The sequence below is a fragment of the Holzapfeliella saturejae genome, assembly GCF_037546065.1.
GTDB classification, from domain to species: Bacteria; Bacillota; Bacilli; order Lactobacillales; family Lactobacillaceae; genus Holzapfeliella; species Holzapfeliella saturejae.
Genome location: NZ_JAWMWG010000001.1, coordinates 536,069 through 553,217, shown reverse-complemented (window position 1 = coordinate 553,217; position 17,149 = coordinate 536,069). Strand labels below are relative to the sequence as shown.

21 protein-coding genes are annotated in these 17,149 nt (G+C 35.1%); 3 read left to right on the top strand and 18 right to left on the bottom strand.

The annotated features are described in order from the left end of the window. Nucleotides 1-12 precede the first annotated feature (12 nt). On the top strand, nt 13-1,350 hold the full coding sequence (locus R4Y45_RS02660; protein ID WP_339969003.1) for a C1 family peptidase: 1,338 nt from the start codon (nt 13-15) through the stop codon (nt 1,348-1,350). 42 nt (nt 1,351-1,392) lie between these two features. On the opposite strand, the gene R4Y45_RS02655 is transcribed toward R4Y45_RS02660, so the two are convergent. Together R4Y45_RS02655 and R4Y45_RS02650 are read right to left on the bottom strand one after the other, a co-directional pair. After that, nucleotides 1,393-2,067 carry a 2,3-bisphosphoglycerate-dependent phosphoglycerate mutase gene (locus tag R4Y45_RS02655; RefSeq protein ID WP_339969000.1) on the bottom strand — a complete coding sequence of 225 codons (675 nt, stop codon included), beginning with the start codon at nt 2,065-2,067 and terminating at the stop codon, nt 1,393-1,395. An 18-nt stretch (nt 2,068-2,085) separates the two neighbouring features. Beyond that, entirely contained in the window at nt 2,086-2,976 is an 891-nt protein-coding gene (locus tag R4Y45_RS02650) for a cation diffusion facilitator family transporter (protein WP_339968998.1), read from the bottom strand. 246 nt (nt 2,977-3,222) lie between these two features. On the opposite strand from R4Y45_RS02650, the gene R4Y45_RS02645 reads away from it, so the two are divergent. Together R4Y45_RS02645 and argH are read left to right on the top strand one after the other, a co-directional pair. Next, a complete protein-coding gene (locus R4Y45_RS02645) occupies nt 3,223-4,428 on the top strand; it encodes an argininosuccinate synthase (RefSeq protein ID WP_339968996.1) in 1,206 nt (401 codons plus the stop codon). 19 nt (nt 4,429-4,447) lie between these two features. Next, nucleotides 4,448-5,818, top strand: coding sequence for an argininosuccinate lyase (argH, locus tag R4Y45_RS02640; protein ID WP_339968994.1), 1,371 nt, complete (start codon nt 4,448-4,450; stop codon nt 5,816-5,818). A gap of 92 nt (nt 5,819-5,910) precedes the next feature. Here the strand turns inward: argH and R4Y45_RS02635 are convergent, their stop codons facing one another. The 16 genes from R4Y45_RS02635 to rplO form a co-directional block, all read right to left on the bottom strand. Continuing rightward, the gene (locus R4Y45_RS02635) at nt 5,911-7,596 is read right to left on the bottom strand and encodes a DNA/RNA helicase domain-containing protein (RefSeq protein WP_339968992.1); all 1,686 of its coding nucleotides are present in this window, start codon (nt 7,594-7,596) and stop codon (nt 5,911-5,913) included. A gap of 92 nt (nt 7,597-7,688) precedes the next feature. Beyond that, entirely contained in the window at nt 7,689-8,081 is a 393-nt protein-coding gene (rpsI, locus tag R4Y45_RS02630; protein WP_339968990.1) for a 30S ribosomal protein S9, read from the bottom strand. A gap of 13 nt (nt 8,082-8,094) precedes the next feature. Continuing rightward, nucleotides 8,095-8,538: a 50S ribosomal protein L13 gene (rplM, locus tag R4Y45_RS02625; RefSeq protein WP_339968987.1), complete on the bottom strand. Its 444-nt coding sequence runs from the start codon at nt 8,536-8,538 to the stop codon at nt 8,095-8,097. A 117-nt stretch (nt 8,539-8,655) separates the two neighbouring features. Further along, on the bottom strand, nt 8,656-9,414 hold the full coding sequence (truA, locus tag R4Y45_RS02620) for a tRNA pseudouridine(38-40) synthase TruA (RefSeq protein ID WP_339970242.1): 759 nt from the start codon (nt 9,412-9,414) through the stop codon (nt 8,656-8,658). 17 nt (nt 9,415-9,431) lie between these two features. Next, nucleotides 9,432-10,229 (bottom strand): energy-coupling factor transporter transmembrane component T family protein, encoded by a 798-nt coding sequence (locus tag R4Y45_RS02615; protein ID WP_339968985.1) that lies wholly within the window; start codon nt 10,227-10,229, stop codon nt 9,432-9,434. Beyond that, nucleotides 10,222-11,094, bottom strand: coding sequence for an energy-coupling factor transporter ATPase (locus R4Y45_RS02610; protein WP_339968983.1), 873 nt, complete (start codon nt 11,092-11,094; stop codon nt 10,222-10,224). The genes R4Y45_RS02615 and R4Y45_RS02610 overlap by 8 nt, the downstream gene beginning before the upstream one ends. Then, entirely contained in the window at nt 11,070-11,918 is an 849-nt protein-coding gene (locus R4Y45_RS02605) for an energy-coupling factor transporter ATPase (protein WP_339968980.1), read from the bottom strand. Before R4Y45_RS02605 ends, R4Y45_RS02610 begins: the two co-directional genes overlap by 25 nt. A 183-nt stretch (nt 11,919-12,101) precedes the next feature. After that, nucleotides 12,102-12,482, bottom strand: a complete 381-nt coding sequence (gene rplQ, locus R4Y45_RS02600) for a 50S ribosomal protein L17 (RefSeq protein WP_339968978.1) — start codon at nt 12,480-12,482, stop codon at nt 12,102-12,104. A gap of 28 nt (nt 12,483-12,510) precedes the next feature. Next, nucleotides 12,511-13,449, bottom strand: a complete 939-nt coding sequence (locus R4Y45_RS02595) for a DNA-directed RNA polymerase subunit alpha (RefSeq protein ID WP_339968976.1) — start codon at nt 13,447-13,449, stop codon at nt 12,511-12,513. A 47-nt stretch (nt 13,450-13,496) separates the two neighbouring features. Beyond that, complete coding sequence (gene rpsK / locus R4Y45_RS02590; protein ID WP_339968974.1) at nt 13,497-13,886, bottom strand: 30S ribosomal protein S11; 390 nt, start codon at nt 13,884-13,886, stop codon at nt 13,497-13,499. Nucleotides 13,887-13,909: 23 nt separating this feature from the next. Then, entirely contained in the window at nt 13,910-14,275 is a 366-nt protein-coding gene (gene rpsM, locus R4Y45_RS02585) for a 30S ribosomal protein S13 (protein WP_339968972.1), read from the bottom strand. A 27-nt stretch (nt 14,276-14,302) separates the two neighbouring features. After that, the gene (rpmJ, locus tag R4Y45_RS02580) at nt 14,303-14,416 is read right to left on the bottom strand and encodes a 50S ribosomal protein L36 (RefSeq protein WP_056974529.1); all 114 of its coding nucleotides are present in this window, start codon (nt 14,414-14,416) and stop codon (nt 14,303-14,305) included. Between the two features lie 29 nt (nt 14,417-14,445). After that, nucleotides 14,446-14,667 carry a translation initiation factor IF-1 gene (gene infA / locus R4Y45_RS02575; RefSeq protein ID WP_056974530.1) on the bottom strand — a complete coding sequence of 74 codons (222 nt, stop codon included), beginning with the start codon at nt 14,665-14,667 and terminating at the stop codon, nt 14,446-14,448. A gap of 69 nt (nt 14,668-14,736) precedes the next feature. Further along, nucleotides 14,737-15,393, bottom strand: a complete 657-nt coding sequence (locus R4Y45_RS02570; RefSeq protein ID WP_339968967.1) for an adenylate kinase — start codon at nt 15,391-15,393, stop codon at nt 14,737-14,739. An 11-nt stretch (nt 15,394-15,404) separates the two neighbouring features. After that, nucleotides 15,405-16,709 (bottom strand): preprotein translocase subunit SecY, encoded by a 1,305-nt coding sequence (gene secY, locus R4Y45_RS02565; RefSeq protein ID WP_339968965.1) that lies wholly within the window; start codon nt 16,707-16,709, stop codon nt 15,405-15,407. Continuing rightward, nucleotides 16,709-17,149 (bottom strand): 50S ribosomal protein L15, encoded by a 441-nt coding sequence (gene rplO / locus R4Y45_RS02560; RefSeq protein WP_339968963.1) that lies wholly within the window; start codon nt 17,147-17,149, stop codon nt 16,709-16,711. The genes secY and rplO overlap by 1 nt, the downstream gene beginning before the upstream one ends.

The following is a 17,149-nucleotide window of genomic DNA, read 5'->3' as shown; positions in this document are numbered from 1 at the left end:
GGAGGAACCTTTATGTCTAAAGATATTTCACAACAAGATTTAGCTAAAATCGAACAAGATTTTCAAAATCACCCTTCAGCACGCGTTTTACAACGTGCCGTTATGACTAATGGAATTAATGCAAGTAGTCAAAACATGGATTCACAAATCGCAATGGATCCTACTTTTTCAGTAGAAGTTGAAACTGGTGAAGTTTCAAACCAAAAACAATCAGGTCGTTGCTGGATGTTTGCTGCTCTAAACACAATGCGTCACCCATTCCAAAAAGAATTTAAAATCAATGGTTTTGAATTATCACAAAACTTCACATTCTTCTGGGACAAGTTTGAAAAAGCAAACTTCTTCTACGAAAATGTTATCGAAACTTCAGACCTACCTCTTGGTGACCGTAAAGTTGATTTCTTATTAACAACGCCTCAACAAGATGGTGGGCAATGGGATATGTTAGTAGCCCTAGTTCAAAAATACGGTTTAGTTCCAAAATCAGTGATGCCTGAAACATTCAGTGCAACAAAATCTGCTCAACTAAACAAAAACTTGAACTTAAAATTACGTCGTGATGCTGTTGAATTACGTCGTTTGATGGACGAACAAACACCTAGAGAACAAGTTGAAACTCGCAAAAACGAATTCTTAAGCGAAGTTTATCGTATGCTAGCTTATGCTTTAGGTAACCCTCCTAAAACATTTGATTTTGAATACCGGGATAGTGACAAAAAATATCACCGTGATGCTCAATTAACACCTCAATCATTCTTCGAAAAATACATTGGCTGGAACTTAGAAGACTATGTTTCTGTTATCAATGCCCCAACTGAAGATAAACCATTCAACCAAGCTTACAATGTTGAACTACTAGGAAACGTTGTAGGTGGACGTGAAGTTCGTCACTTAAACCTTGAAATTGAAGAACTAAAACGTTTAACAATTGCTCAACTTGAAGCTGGCGAAACTGTTTGGTTTGGTTCAGATGTTGGTCAAAGTTCTGATCGTCAAGCTGGTATCATGGATACTGAAATTTACAAACCAGATGAACTATTTGATGTTGATTTACACATGACTAAAGGTGACCGTTTAGGTTATGCTGAAAGTTTAATGACTCACGCAATGGTTATTACTGGTGTTGACTTAGTTGAAGGTCAACCAACTCGTTGGAAAGTTGAAAACTCATGGGGAGATAAAGTTGGTCATAAAGGTTACTTTGTAATGAGCGACTCATGGTTTGAAGAATTTACTTACCAAGTTGTTATCAACAAAAAATTCTTAACAGCTGACCAAAAAGATATCTACGAAAACTCAGAAGCTCATGTGTTAGCTCCTTGGGATCCAATGGGTGCTTTAGCTGAATAATAAACCAAAAAAAAAGAGTGAACTTAATTGTTCACTCTTTTTTTAATACCGATTTTTTTGCAAGATTGCTAATTGATTATCCAGTTGATACTGAATAATTTCACTATTTTTGACTTCAACGCCATCAATATTTTGATCACTAATTGCTTCTAAATACTTAATTAAAGCTCGAATTGTACTGCCATGAGCAACAATTAGTTGGTCGTTCCCTGCTAATAATTCTTGTGCAACTTGTTCTTCATAATACGGAATAATCCGCTCACTTGCCATTTTCAAACTTTCTGATGCTGGCAGCGATTGTTTAGGAACAAGGTTATAGCGGTAGTCAAAATGTTTATTGTCTGATTTGGGTGGAATAGCCTCAAAACTACGTCGCCATTTTTGAACAGTCTCAACACCATATAGTCGTCGAGTTTCATCTTTGTTTAACCCACCTAATCCACCATAATGACGTTCATTCAATCGCCAACTTTTTAACATGGGTAAATATAATAGGTGCTGCTCTTCTAAGATAATATTTGCGGTTTTAATTGCACGCTTCAAAACTGAAGTGTGTACTTTTTTTAACCTAACATCTGCAATCTGTCCTAGTTTATACCCTGCTTTTTTTGCTTGTTCAATACCTTTTGGTGTCAAATCAACATCTGTCCAACCTGTGTAGGTATTACTTGCATTTGCAGTACTTTGTCCGTGTCTTACCAATAGTAAATTTACCACACACTAACCTCCCTGCTACTAGTTTTCGTTTTCACCGTGAGGAACAATTTTTTCATTTAATCCTCTAGCACTTTCAACTTGAATTGTAACATGTGAAATCGCAAAGTTTTGTTTTAGTACCTGATTAATTTCATCATATAAGTTATCCAATTGTTCGACTTTGATTTCAGGATTAACGTTAATATGAGCGTCTAACATAATTTCAGCATCACTAAATTGCCAAATGTGAACATGATGAACGGCATTGATTAACTCAAGCTGACATAAATCTGCTTCAACTGCTTTTAAATCGATATCTGGATTGGATTCCATTAAGATGTTTAATGTGTTTTTCAAAATTTTAATTGCTTCATATGCCAACACGACTGACACAATAACAGTTATTGCTGCATCAACCCACATAATGTGATAAACATTAATTAAAATAGCTGCAATAATAACACCAATTGAAGAAAGTGCATCAGATAACATGTGTAAGAAAACAGATTTAATATTTACATTATCTTTTGAATGTTGATGCATCACAATCATTGAAATAAAGTTTGCGATTAATCCAATAATTGCAATAATTAGCATTAATTCACCATCAATCGTAACTTCATCATTTAATCGTTCAAAAGCCTCAATCACCAAGTAAACCGTCATTGCTAATAAAATAAACGCATTAACAAAGGCTGCAATAATTTCAGCTCGCTTATAACCGAATGTCTTATTAGAATTTTGCTTCTTTTTGCCAACTAGGTGTGCTACAAAGGATAAAATAATTGCACCGACATCACCTAAATTATGCACAGCATCAGAAAGCAAAGCCAGTGATCCAGACATAAATCCACCAATGAATTCAGCTAGTGTAATGACAACATTTAAAATCGCCACACTAAAAAAATTCTTCGAAACTTTATCTTTCATAACTACTATCTCCTTTAATATTCTTCTTTTATTTTATAACAAATCATTAATTTTTGATATCTTTTACACTTTTTTGATTTTTAGACTAAAAAATACACTCCTTCTCCCGCAAACACCTGTTAACAAAACATTTTAAAAATGAATATTTTTATATTATGTATATTTATTCAAAAATCATTGATTAGCTGAATTTTGACTGCTACTATTGAGTCATCAATTAAAGAAAAATTAAAGGGGAATTACATTATGACAAAAGAAAAAATTATTTTAGCTTATTCTGGTGGATTAGATACTTCTGTAGCAATCAAATGGTTATCTGACGAAGGATACGATGTTGTTGCTTGTTGTTTAGATATTGGCGAAGGTAAAGATACTGAAGCAATCAAACAAAAAGCCTTACAAGTCGGTACAGTCGAATCTTATGCAATTGATGCTCGTGAAGAATTTGCTCAAGATTTTGCCTTAATTGCCTTACAGGGAAATACTTTCTATGAAGATTCTTATCCTCTGGTTTCAGCACTTTCTCGTCCACTCATTTCTAAAAAATTAGTTGAATTAGCTCATCAAACTAATGCAACCACTATCGCACATGGGTGCACTGGTAAAGGAAATGACCAAGTTCGTTTTGAAGTTGCCATCGCCGCATTAGACCCTAAACTTAAAATCATTGCTCCTATTCGTGAATGGAAATGGTCACGTGAACAAGAAATTGATTATGCCCTTCAAAATAATGTTCCTGTGCCAGCCAACTTGGATAATCCTTATTCAATTGATCAAAACCTTTGGGGCCGTGCTTGTGAATGTGGGATTTTAGAAGACCCATGGCAAACACCTCCTGAAGGTGCTTACGCTATTACAAATTCTATTGAAGAAGCACCTGATGAAGCTGAAACCATCGAACTTAAATTTGAGAACGGCATCCCTGTTGCACTTAATCACGAAGAATTACCACTAGCACAACTCATCTTGAAGTTAAATGATATTGCAGGCAAACACGGGATTGGTCGTATCGACCACATTGAAAACCGTCTAGTTGGGATTAAGTCACGTGAGGTTTACGAATGCCCGGGTGCCATGACTTTACTTAAGGCCCATAAAGAATTAGAAGATTTAGTTTTTGTCCGTGAACTAGCTCACTTCAAACCTGTTATTGAACAACAATTATCACAAATCATCTATGATGGTCTTTGGTTCAATCCTTTAACCGATGCTTTAATTGCGTTCTTAAAAAGCACACAAAAATACGTTAATGGTGATGTTCGTCTTAAATTATACAAAGGTAATATTATCTGCGAAGGCCGTCAGTCAGCTAATAGTCTTTATGATGAAAACTTGGCGACTTATACATCAGCTGATACTTTTGACCAAGATGCAGCTGTTGGATTCATCAAATTATGGGGACTACCAAGTAAAGTCCAATCAGAAGTAAACACAAAAGCAAATTTAAATTAAGTAATGAAGGGTGATTATGATGAAAAAACTTTGGGGAGGTCGTTTTGACGGCAAAAATGAACACTGGATTGATGAATTCGGTGCTTCAATTCAGGTAGACCAAAAACTAGCTGATCAAGATATTACAGGCAGTCTAGCACACGTTAAGATGTTAGGTGAAACTGGGATTCTAACTGCAGATGAGGTGAATCAAATTACAACTGGTCTTAAACAGGTTCAAGAAAAAATTCATCAAGGTTTGCTTGAATTCACAGTTGAAAATGAAGATATTCACTTGAATATTGAAAGTTTTCTAACGGAAGAAATTGGTCCTGTTGCAGGTAAACTTCATACAGCTCGTAGCCGTAATGACCAAGTAGCCACTGATATTCACTTGTACGTTAAAGATGCGATTCATGAAGTGATTAACTTGATTAATCAGTTCAGAAAAGTTTTAATTAACCAAGCTCAAAATAATATTGAAACGATTCTTCCTGGTTATACTCACTTACAACATGCCCAACCGATTTCATTTGGTCACCATTTAATGGCTTATTATCAAATGCTTAAACGTGATGAAGAACGATTTACTGAAAGTCTCAAACGTGTTGATATTTCACCGCTAGGAAGTGCCGCTCTTGCTGGGACAACCTTCCCTATTAATCGTCAACTGACCGCTAGTGAACTTGACTTTGCAGACGTTTATCCCAACAGTTTGGATGCCGTTAGTGATCGTGATTTTATTTTAGAGTTTTTGAGTAATAGCTCATTACTGATGATGCACTTATCTCGCTTTTGTGAAGAAATTATTTTGTGGTGCAGTCATGAATTTAAGTTTGTCGAATTATCTGATACTTATTCAACTGGTAGTTCTATCATGCCCCAAAAGAAAAACCCCGATATGGCTGAACTCATTCGGGGTAAGACTGGACGTGTCTACGGTAATTTAATGCAGTTATTGACTACGATGAAGGGGCTTCCTCTTGCCTACAACAAAGATATGCAAGAAGATAAACATAGTGTGTTCGATAGTGCTGACACCATCACCCATTGTCTAAAAGTGATGTCAGGCATGATTGAAACGATGACTGTTAATCATGACAATATGGCTCAATCAACAAAAAAAGATTTTTCAAATGCCACAGAACTTGCTGATTACTTAGCTAACTTAGGTACGCCCTTTAGAGAAGCTCATGAAATTGTCGGTAAACTGGTATTAGATTGTATTCATAATGGTACTTACTTGCAAGATATTGCTTTAAGTGACTATCAAGCGATTAATCCTCATATCACAGCTGAAGTTTATGACAAACTTGATCCCTATCACGCTGTCAAAAACCGTCATTCATTTGGGGGTACTGGCTTTGATCAAGTTCAACATCAAATTGATATTGCTAAACAAGAATTATAAAGAAGCATGGCTGATTGTAGCCATGCTCCTTTATTATTTAACTTGCCAGTTGTTGTATATAGCCTTTGGATACACTTATTAAAAGTTTTAACTTATTTTTTTATATAGTAACCTTTGACTATATCTTTTTTATCAAGATACTCTAATTTATATAAATCATATTCATCTTTTATCTTATTAAAACTTTCAAAAGCTTCATCCCACGTTTTATATGTTTTTTTGTGATATATTTTATCGTTTTTTTGTGATGCTAATATATTATTTTTCCAAGATAAAATATTTTTCTGAATATCAATATACAAATTAGGATTATTAACAATAACTATCATCAGTTGATTTTTAGCCCTAGTTATATTTTCAAATAAAGAATTTAATTCTAGATATGGATAGTATTCTGCCAAACTATTGTAATCTAATTTATTATTTTTATTTCTATAAAATTTATTATCTAGCATTAATATTACCTTATCAAATTCTCTTCCTATTACTTGATGAGTTGACTTTGATAAATCATATATTTTTTTCTTTTTTATTACATTTGTACTGGTAGTAGTATATGGGGTGAATTCAATAACAGTCCATCCCTCTTTATTTTGCTTCTCTTCAACAAAATTTTCAGCTGTTGATATTTTATTAAAATAACTAAGCGATATCTGTCTAAAATCATGAGGATTTACATTTCTTGCAGATAAATTAAACAGTAGTTTTATGAAATCTCCCATTTCTTTATCTGACCTTATTTTTTCTTTTAGTTTAACTATTTTTACACTAGCATCTGAAATTAATTTATTTTCTATATTGCATTTATCCTCTCTCGGATGAAGAACCTGTGAATGATCTACTGAAAAAATTGTTTTTTTAACAGTATCTTTTAACAAGTTAAATTGATCTTTATATAATCTTTGAGATTCATCTACCAAAATAACGTCATAATTTAATAATAAATCTGGTGATATATCTTTTATAGCAAATATATCAATTTCTAATTCCACAGGAATATTACTTATTTCTTCCTGACTTAATATCCCTGTAAAAATAATAGCAACTTTTTCTCCTCTATTTTTATATTCTACAGCTAAATCAAAAATCAACAGTGATTTACCTGTTCCAGGGCCTCCTAACAACCCTATATTCTTTGCGGAACTTGCTAATATTTCAGCTTTCTTACTCTCCTGAGAATCATTTAAGAAATATTGATGATTTAAAAACTCTAAAGAGGAGGAATATGGAGAAATAATAAAATCTTTCATGGTATAAAATTCTAACTCATTATGCATTAATGAATCTTCAGCAATTAAATCAGTTAATTGTTCTACATCTATTTTTTTTAATTGTTCTTCATCTTGCGTTAACAGATAAAAAGAGTTTGTATCAGCTACATAAGTACATGAAAGTACTTCCTTTTTCAAAACACTTAAATAAAATTTGTTTTTAATCAACTGATTCTTAATCGCTTCTTTTCCGTATCTAGGAAGTGAACTTTTCAGTTCAATATTCAAAACCTGATTTTCACTAAATCTTAACATATCAAATTCTTTACTTACTTTATTCATAGGTTTATATCCGATAAAATAATTGTCATATTTTTTTATCTCACAATTATTTAACATCATCATCTCACATAATTTCCCCAAAGCTTGTAATTCTTCTTTTTTTAAAAATCTATTTATATCATTATCCTCACTGTTATTCATTAGCCTCTTCATTGAATTAATTAAATCTATATTTTTGCTATTTATAGCTTCAAAAAAAGATAATAAATTAATTGGTCGTTGCATAAAAATAATTCCTCCTCAGTATAATTAACTTTATTATAACAAAAAAAACACCCTCCAAATGGAGAGTGTTTTTTGATGTGTAAAACAACAAATTAACGTTTTGAGAATTGTGCTGATTTACGAGCTTTTTTAAGACCTGGTTTCTTACGTTCTTTCATACGAGGGTCACGAGTTAGTAGACCAGCACGTTTTAAAGGACCGCGGAAATCTGGGTCGATTTGTAACAATGCACGAGCGATACCATGACGGATAGCACCAGATTGACCTGAGAATCCACCACCGTTAACGTTCACAAATACATCGTATGAACCTTCAGTTTCAGTGATTGCTAAAGGTTGTTTTAAGTCTTGAATTAAGATTGCTGATGGAATGTAGTCTTCAACTTTTTTGTTGTTAACTGTAACTTGACCTGAGCCAGGTACTAAACGTACACGAGCTACGGAATTCTTACGACGACCAGTTCCAAGATATGTTACTTGAGCCACAATAAGTTCCTCCTTAGATTAGTGTTTGAATGTCTAGTTCAACAGGTTGTTGTGCTTGGTTTTCGTGTTCTGAACCAGCATAGACGTGTAATTTTGAGAATTGTTGACGACCTAAAGTATTTTTAGGAAGCATTCCTTTTACTGATAATTCAACTAATCTTTGTGGATTATTTTCCAATAATTCACCTGCTGAAACAGATTTTAATCCACCTGGGTGGTTACTGTGACGGTAGTAAATCTTATCGCTAGCTTTATTACCAGTCAAAACAATTTTTTCTGCATTAATTAAAATAACGTTATCACCAGTGTCAACGTTTGGTGTGTATTGAGGTTTGTTTTTACCTCTTAGAAGTGTTGCAACAGCTGTTGAAACACGTCCTAATGAGACGCCACTTGCATCGATAACATACCATTTACGGTTGAATTCACCTGGTTTAGCTAATGGGGTTGTACGCAATGTTTTTTCCTCCAGTTTCTTCGCATGTTTGATAATACAATAAGTTTCCGGGGCTTATCGTGGACAAACAATACCAGATAATAATTTACTATAGATTTTTAAAAATGTCAACTCTATTTACTGATCTTGTCGATATTTTTTGGGAACTTCATCGTAGAAAACTTCTTTTAAATAAAGTCCACTAGCCGGAGCAGTTCCTCGTGCTTGTTGTCTATCTTTAACTTCAAATAATCGAATAAAGTCGTGAATATCACGGCGATTATTTCCAATTTCAAGTGCAGTCGCAACTAATATTCGCACCATATTATACAAAAAGCCGTTTCCAATAAAGTCAAAAACCAACTCGTTGGCTTCCTTATCTTCAGTGACATTAGCATAATAAATAGTTCGCACTTTGTCTTCAATTACACCGCCACTTGCTGCAAAGCTTGTGAAATCATGCTCACCTATTAAGTCTTTCAAAGCAATTTTGATACGGTCAACTTCAAGTGGATAAGGGTAATGTCCTGTATAAAAACGCTTGAAAGGATCCGTATAACGACCACAATCAACGCGATATTGGTACCACTTGGCTTTGGCATCAAAGCGACTATGAAACCCTTCTTGAATTTGTGATTCCACAAACTCTACATCAAGAGGCATTAAGCTATTTAATGCTTTTAACATATTAATAGCTGGAATTTCATTTGGGAAATCAAAATGAATGATTTGACCATAAGAATGAACGCCGGCATCAGTTCGACCTGACCCGTGTGTCATCACTTCTTGACCTTTCATCATTTTTTTAAGTCCGGATTCAATCACACCTTGAACGGTTCTTAAGTTCGGTTGGCGTTGAAATCCGTGAAAATCATGGCCATCATAGCGTACTTTCATTTTGTAACGTGGCACGCTTAAAACCTCCTCAAAACAAGTAATAAAACGGTTAAGAGGACAAAGTAATACAATACATATAAGTCTGTCTTATGCCATTTTAATCGTCTAAATTGTGTTCTAGGTTGACCTAGTTCGTAATTTCTTGCTGTCATTGATTCAGCTAAATCAATTGCTATCTTCATACTATTAATCAATAGCGGAATTAGCATAGGAATAATGGATTTCACACGTTTAATAATATTACCATCATTAAAGCTAGCACCTCTAGCTCGTTGTGCATTCATGATTTTAGTTGCTGTTTCCATCAATGTAGGTACAAAGCGTAAGGCAATTGAACAAATCATTGAGAATTGATCAACTGGAAATTTCACTTTTTTTAATGGTTTGAGCAATGAGGCAAAGGCATCAGCAATCAGCATTGGTGGCGTTGTAATCGTTAGAATTGTCGACATAAAAATAATTGATGATAGCCGAACGAGTATAAAGATACTATTGATAATCCCATACTGCGAGATTGTGAATATCCCCCACTTTAAGTAAATGTCGCCACCACTGGTAAAGAGAATTTGCAATGCCACAGTGAATATCATCAACCACATCATCGGCTTTAATCCTTGCCAATAAATCTTTGGCGATATTTTTGTCATATAGGCCGCAAATAATGTAAAAGCCACAATCACACCATAAGTCCAAAAATTATTAGCTAAGAAAATTAAAATAATAAACCCGAATGTTGCCAGTAACTTGGCACGTGGATCTAGCCGATGTACATACGATTTACCATAAATATACTGTCCTAATAAAAATTTATCCATCTTCAGCCAACTTTCCACCTAGTTTTGGCGTTAAAACTTCAACTAACTCTGCCATTGTAATTGGCATTGACTCAAATTTAAACCCTTTAGCTGCCAACTGTTGTGCAAACGCAGTCACTTTGGGCTGGTTCAAAGCATGTTGATGCAGCCACTTTTCATCTTGAAAAAGCGTTTGAGGTGCCTCTTGACGTAATAATTGACCAGCTTCAAGCACTAACACCTCATCAGCATAGTTAGCCACAATATCCATGTCATGACTGACTAATACAACTGTGTGGCCTTGGTGTTGATAGTCTTTAAACAATGCCAGAATTTCTTTTTGTCCAACAGGATCAAGCCCAGCTGTTGGTTCATCAAGTATTAACACTTCTGGATTGCTAGCCATAACACCTGCAATAGCTACACGTCGCATTTGACCTCCTGAGAGTTCAAAAGGAGATTTATCAGCTAACGAAACGTCAAGACCAACTTTTTCTAGCCAATAATAAGCTGAGTCTTCCGCTTCTTTTTTACTAAAGCCAAAGTTAAGTGGGCCAAACATAATATCTTTTAATACCGTTTCCTCAAATAACTGATTTTCCGGAAATTGAAAGACCATACCGACTTTTTGTCGTAACGGCTTTAATCCTTTCCCTGTAATTTCGTTATTAATTATAAAGTCATCTCCAATACGAACATTTCCTTTTGATGGCTTTAGTAAAGCATTTATCTGATGAATTAACGTCGACTTTCCACTTCCCGTATGCCCGACAATCGCTGTAAAGCTAGCTGATTGAATCTTAAAATTAATATCAGATAAGCCATACTTTTCAAGTTCAGTCCCTTGGCTATAAATATAACTTACATTTTCGAATTTAATTTCCATAAGTAGTCAATTAGCTCACTTTCATCTAAAATATCACGCGGGATTTTGATAGCATGTTGACCCAACTCTACTGCTAATTGCTTAGCAAATGGCAGCATTAAGCCCATCTCACTCAACCAATCGCCATCAGCTAAAACTTCCTTAGGCGTTCCCTGTTTAACTAACTGGCCATCAGATAATACGCAAATATCATCTGCTTTGGTCGCTTCTTCAATATCATGTGTCACTGAAATGACAGTTACTTGATATTTCGATTTAATTTCTTGAATAACTTGATGAATCTGGTTTCGCCCTTGAGGGTCCAACATGCTCGTTGCTTCGTCTAAAATAATAATTTTAGGTCGAATAGCTAAAATCCCAGCAATTGCGACACGTTGCTTTTGACCACCTGATAGTTTAGACGGTTCCATCTTCCTAAACTCTGACATGTTTACAACAGCTAATACTTCTTGGATACGATTTTCAATTTCATCAGGATCAATATTGCGATTTTCAAGACCAAATGCAATGTCACCTTCGACCGTTGCCCCAACAAATTGGTTATCAGGATTTTGAAAAACAATACCCAAGTCATTACGAATATCAAACCACTTTTCTTCCGTTGCTTCAATACCGTTAATTATAATTTGTGAACTTGAATCTGAATCAGGTTCTTTCAGCCCAGTTAATAATCGAACTAATGTACTTTTTCCACTACCATTATGCCCCAAAATACACGTCCAACTATCTTTAGCAATATTAACGCTAAAATTTTTCAAAGTCGGACTGTCATTTTGCGAATAAATGTAGCTTAAATTTTTAACTTCAATAATATTTTTGCTCATATTTTTACCCACTTATTTATTTATAGCTTCCATTATAGTAAATTTTGAGCAAAAAAAAAATCATTCAAAGATGGGATAATAAAATTTTAATTATTATCTAAGCTAGACTTGGAATTTAATTCCATCATCATTACGCTATTTCTCACATCTAAGAAATGATCGTTTTTTAAGTAATAGATATTATTAAACTAATTCAATAATAGCCATTGGTGCACCATCACCACGACGAGGTGCAGTTTTGTAAATTCTAGTGTAACCACCATTACGTTCTTTGTAACGAGGTGCAATATCACTAAATAACTTTTGTAAAGCAGATTGTACAACTACATCTTCTTCTTGTTCACGGATGTCAGCAACTTCGTTACGAACAAACGCTGCAGCTTGACGACGAGCGTGTAAGTCTCCACGTTTACCTAAAGTAATCATTTTTTCAACTGCTTTACGTACTTCTTTAGCACGAGTTTCAGTTGTCACAATGCGTTCATTAATTAACAAGTCAGTTGATAAATCACGCAACATAGCTTTTCTTTGAGAACTATTACGACCTAATTTACGGTAACCCATAGCTTTCCCTCCTTTAACACTTTTATGTTTAGTCTTCTTGACGTAAAGATAAATTCAAATCTGATAGTTTTTGTTTAACTTCTTCTAATGATTTGCGTCCTAAGTTACGAACACGCATCATATCTGATTCAGAGCGGTCAGATAAGTCTTGCACAGTGTTAATTCCTGCACGTTTCAAGCAGTTGTAAGAACGAACTGATAAGTCAAGCTCTTCAATTGTCATTTCAAGCTTTTGTTCTTCTTTTGCTTCTTCTTTTTCTGCCATGATATCAGTAAGTTGTGCTTCATCAGACATTTCAACAACGACATTTAAATGTTCTGTCAAAATCTTTGCGGCTAAACTAAGTGCATCATTTGGTGCAATTGAGCCATTGGACCAGATTTCAAGTGTCAATTTATCATAGTCATTGCGATGCCCTACACGAGTGCTTTCCACTTGATAGTTTACACGATCAATTGGTGAAAACAATGAGTCAACTGGAACAACACCGATTGGCATATCATCTGTTTTGTTTTGATCAGCAGAAACATAACCGCGACCTTGTTTAATGGCAACGTTCATGTGCAAATGTCCGCCTTCAGCAACTTCAGCAATGTATTGGCTAGGGTTCAATACTTGAACTTCGCTATCTACTTGCAAGTCTGCTGCTGTTACGCGTGCAGGTCCCACTACATCAATTTCCACAACTTTAGTTTCTTCTGAAAGAGACTTTAATGAAAGTTGTTTTAAATTCAAAACGATTTGAGTAACGTCTTCAACAACGCCTTCAACCGTTGAAAATTCATGTAAAACACCATCAATTTGGACATAGGATACTGCGCTTCCTGGTAGAGAAGCTAGCAATACTCGACGTAATGAATTACCTAACGTCGTTCCATAGCCACGTTCTAAAGGCTCAATAACAAATTTACCATAACTACTATCTTGTTCAACAGTTGTTATACTTGGTTTTTCAAATTCAATCATAAATTGGGACCCCTTTCAAAACGTATAGTGCTTTATTCAGCAAATAATTAAACACGACGACGTTTTGGTGGTCTTGATCCATTATGAGGAACAGGCGTAACATCGCGAATTGCTGTAACTTCTAAACCTGTTGCTTGTAAAGCACGAATAGCAGCTTCACGTCCAGCACCTGGACCTTTAACTGCAACTTCAACACTCTTCAATCCATGTTCCATAGATTGTTTAGCAGCAGCTTCAGATGCCATTTGAGCAGCAAATGGTGTTGATTTACGACTACCTTTAAATCCTAATGATCCTGCAGAAGACCAGGCAACAGCGTTACCTTGAACATCTGTAATCATCACTAAAGTATTATTGAATGTTGAGTGAACGTGTGCCACACCAGATTCAATATGCTTCTTGTTACGACGTTTACGAGAAGTTTTCTTAACAGCCATTAATTTCCCTCCTTAATTAGTTCTTATTTTTTCTTACCAGCAATGGCAATTTTTGGACCTTTACGTGTTCTTGCGTTGTTCTTTGTGTTTTGTCCACGTACAGGTAAACCACGACGGTGACGGATACCACGGTATGAACCGATTTCTTTTAGACGTTTAATGTTTAAACTAATTTCACGTCTTAGGTCACCTTCGACACGGATTTTATCTACTTCCGCACGAATTTTATCTTCTTGATCTGGAGTTAGGTCTTTAGAACGAATATCTTCAGACACACCAGCATCAGCTAAGATTTTTGCAGCAGTTGTATTACCTACACCGTAAATGTAAGTTAAAGCAACTACGATTCTTTTATCTCTGGGTAAGTCAACACCAGCAATACGAGCCATTATAACACCTCCGTATTTTATAAATTATTATCCTTGAGTTTGTTTGTGTTTTGGATTTGAGCAAATAACCATTACGCGGCCATTTCTCTTAATTACTTTACAATCTTCACACATTGGTTTAACAGATGGTCTTACTTTCATCTTGATAACCTCCTGAGTTGTTAAATCTACTACTTAATAAAACGATAAGTGATTCTGCCTTTAGTTAAATCATATGGAGACAATTCAACAGTCACTCTGTCACCAGGTAAAATACGAATGTAGTGCATTCTAATTTTACCAGAAACATGAGCTAAAATTGTATGCCCATTCTCTAACTCAACTTTAAACATTGCATTAGGAAGAGTATCAACCACTGTACCTTCAATTTCGATGACATTATCTTTTGCCAAAATTTTCCTCCTGATTGTTTAACACGATATACTACAGCAAAATATTATACCACTTTAGAACAATAAATACTAATTCAAAGAACTTAAAGCTTCATTGATATCAGCAAAAACTTCATCACGAGAACGTGTTCCATCAATTGAAACAAGTAACCCTTTTTCACGATAAAAATCGATTAATGGGGTATTCATTTCTAAATTAACTTCAATACGTTTTTTAACAACTTCGGGTTTATCATCCTCACGTTGATAAAAGTTGTGGCCACCACAACGATCACATGTGTTTTCAACTTTTGTTGGGTTGAAAACTTTATGATAAGTTGCACCACAGTCTCGACAAATAAATCTTCCTGATAAACGTTCAACTAAAAGTTTTGGATCAACTTCAATATTAATTACTTTTTGCAATGGTTTATTGACATTTGCTGTGATTGATTCAAGCATTTCTGCTTGGACAGTTGTTCTAGGAAAACCGTCTAAAATATATCCATCATTTGTATCAGCTTTGCCAAGTCTTTCTTCAACTAACTTAGCTGTCACTTCATCTGGAACCAAGTTACCAGCATCAATAAATGATTTAGCTTCAAGTCCTACCTTGGTTCCTTCGGCCATTGCTTCTCGGAACATATCACCCGTTGAAATGTGGGCAATATTATAATTATCTACAATCATTTCGGCTTGAGTACCTTTACCAGCACCCGGAAGCCCCATTAAAATAATATTTTTCATTTTTAAACAGCCTATCTAATAAATCCAACATATTTTCGTTTCATCAGTAATCCATCTAATTGACGCATTGCTTCAAGTGCTACACCAATAACAATCAGTAAGCTGGTCCCGCCAAGTCCAATAGAACTTGGTAGTCCCCAAATGTTTGAAGCAAGTTGCGGTACTAAGGAAATAAATCCTAAGAAGATGGAGCCGACAACTGAAAGTCTCATTAATAGTTTTGAAATATATTTTTGTGTTTCTTGTCCTGGCCAAACGCCTGGAATAAATGCACTTTGTTTTTGCAAGTTTTCAGCCACTTTTTCAGGGTTAACTTGTACAAAGGCATAGAAGAAAGTAAATAATATAATCAATAATGTATTAACTAGAGCTCCTGTTAGAGTCTGCATGCTGAAGATATTATTCATGATTTTGAACCATGCTTCTTCACCATGAGAATTTTGAAAGGCTACTAAAATCGTTGCCGGTGTGGCAATCAAAGAACTAGCGAAGATAACTGGAATAACACCAGCAACGTTAACTTTCAATGGAAGGTAACTTTCTGATCCTCCACTAGTTGCTCTTCTTGTATAGCGAATTGGAACTTTACGAATAGCTTGTTGAACATATGTCACAATCATCGTAATAATCAAAATTGCTACAACAACAGCGACTAAGAATAGTGCGCCTTGTCCACGATCGGCTGGATTGTTGTTTGTAATGGCATCACGATACAACTCGTGCGCACTTTGTGGAAATCTTGCCACAATACCGGCAAAGATAATCATCGAAACACCATTACCAATACCTTTATCTGTAATCTGTTCACCTAACCATGTTAGTAACATGGTTCCCGCTGTTAAAATAATACCAATCGTTATATAAGATGATAGAGTTTGTGATTTAACTAAACCTAAGCCACTTAACGCATTAAAACCTAGTGTGATTCCAATACTTTGAATAAATGCAAGTACAATTGATAAGTATCTTGTCACCTGATTTATCTTTCGACGGCCAACTTCACCTTGTTTACCCCATTCCACAAATTTAGGTACAATATCCATTTGGAGTAGCTGCACAACAATTTGTGCCGTAATATACGGCGAAACCCCCATCGAGAAGATGGAGTAGTTTGCCAAGCCACCACCACTAATTGTATCTAAAATTGGAACTAAACTTGTTGTTCCACTTTTTGTTAGATTAGCTAACGCACTTGCGTTAACACCAGGGACGATAATGTGTGACCCAATGCGGTATAGTAGCAAAATAAACAATGTGAAGAAAATCTTAGAACGAATTTCTTTTACTTTAAATGCGTTTTTCAAAGTGGTGAACATTAGATCACCTCAATTGAACCGCCAGCAGCCTCTACTGCAGATTTTGCAGCTTCAGAGTATTTGTTAACCTTAATAGTCAATTTAACTTTAAGATCACCGTTGGCAAGAAGTTTAACACCAGATAATTCTTTCTTAACTAAACCAGATTCTACTAATAAAGCAGGTGTTACTTCTGTACCTTCTTTAAATTGATTTAAATCGGAAAGATTGACAACAGCATATTCTTTACGATTAATGTTTTTGAATCCACGTTTTGGCATTCTTCTGAATAATGGCATTTGACCACCTTCAAAACCAATACGTGTTTTACCACCTGAACGTGCTAATTGACCTTTTTGTCCACGACCAGCTGTCTTACCGACACCAGATGAAGTTCCGCGACCAACACGTTTGCGGTTTTTTCTTGATCCTTCAGCAGGTTTTAATTCGTGAAGTTTCAT

What these genes read in the sequence shown, in the direction of transcription:
- truA (WP_339970242.1), bottom strand. Translation starts at nt 9,414, where the DNA reads ATGAAAGTACGCTATGATGGCCATGATTTTCACGGATTTCAACGCCAA.
- R4Y45_RS02595 (WP_339968976.1), bottom strand. Translation starts at nt 13,449, where the DNA reads ATGATTGAATTTGAAAAACCAAGTATAACAACTGTTGAACAAGATAGT.
- R4Y45_RS02650 (WP_339968998.1), bottom strand. Translation starts at nt 2,976, where the DNA reads ATGAAAGATAAAGTTTCGAAGAATTTTTTTAGTGTGGCGATTTTAAAT.
- rplO (WP_339968963.1), bottom strand. Translation starts at nt 17,149, where the DNA reads ATGAAACTTCACGAATTAAAACCTGCTGAAGGATCAAGAAAAAACCGC.
- R4Y45_RS02645 (WP_339968996.1), top strand. Translation starts at nt 3,223, where the DNA reads ATGACAAAAGAAAAAATTATTTTAGCTTATTCTGGTGGATTAGATACT.
- secY (WP_339968965.1), bottom strand. Translation starts at nt 16,709, where the DNA reads ATGTTCACCACTTTGAAAAACGCATTTAAAGTAAAAGAAATTCGTTCT.
- rpsM (WP_339968972.1), bottom strand. Translation starts at nt 14,275, where the DNA reads ATGGCTCGTATTGCTGGTGTTGACTTACCCAGAGATAAAAGAATCGTA.
- rplQ (WP_339968978.1), bottom strand. Translation starts at nt 12,482, where the DNA reads ATGGGTTACCGTAAATTAGGTCGTAATAGTTCTCAAAGAAAAGCTATG.
- R4Y45_RS02635 (WP_339968992.1), bottom strand. Translation starts at nt 7,596, where the DNA reads ATGCAACGACCAATTAATTTATTATCTTTTTTTGAAGCTATAAATAGC.
- R4Y45_RS02660 (WP_339969003.1), top strand. Translation starts at nt 13, where the DNA reads ATGTCTAAAGATATTTCACAACAAGATTTAGCTAAAATCGAACAAGAT.
- rpsK (WP_339968974.1), bottom strand. Translation starts at nt 13,886, where the DNA reads ATGGCTGTTAAGAAAACTTCTCGTAAACGTCGTAACAAGAAGCATATT.
- R4Y45_RS02615 (WP_339968985.1), bottom strand. Translation starts at nt 10,229, where the DNA reads ATGGATAAATTTTTATTAGGACAGTATATTTATGGTAAATCGTATGTA.
- rpmJ (WP_056974529.1), bottom strand. Translation starts at nt 14,416, where the DNA reads ATGAAAGTAAGACCATCTGTTAAACCAATGTGTGAAGATTGTAAAGTA.
- R4Y45_RS02610 (WP_339968983.1), bottom strand. Translation starts at nt 11,094, where the DNA reads ATGGAAATTAAATTCGAAAATGTAAGTTATATTTATAGCCAAGGGACT.
- R4Y45_RS02605 (WP_339968980.1), bottom strand. Translation starts at nt 11,918, where the DNA reads ATGAGCAAAAATATTATTGAAGTTAAAAATTTAAGCTACATTTATTCG.
- R4Y45_RS02570 (WP_339968967.1), bottom strand. Translation starts at nt 15,393, where the DNA reads ATGAAAAATATTATTTTAATGGGGCTTCCGGGTGCTGGTAAAGGTACT.
- argH (WP_339968994.1), top strand. Translation starts at nt 4,448, where the DNA reads ATGAAAAAACTTTGGGGAGGTCGTTTTGACGGCAAAAATGAACACTGG.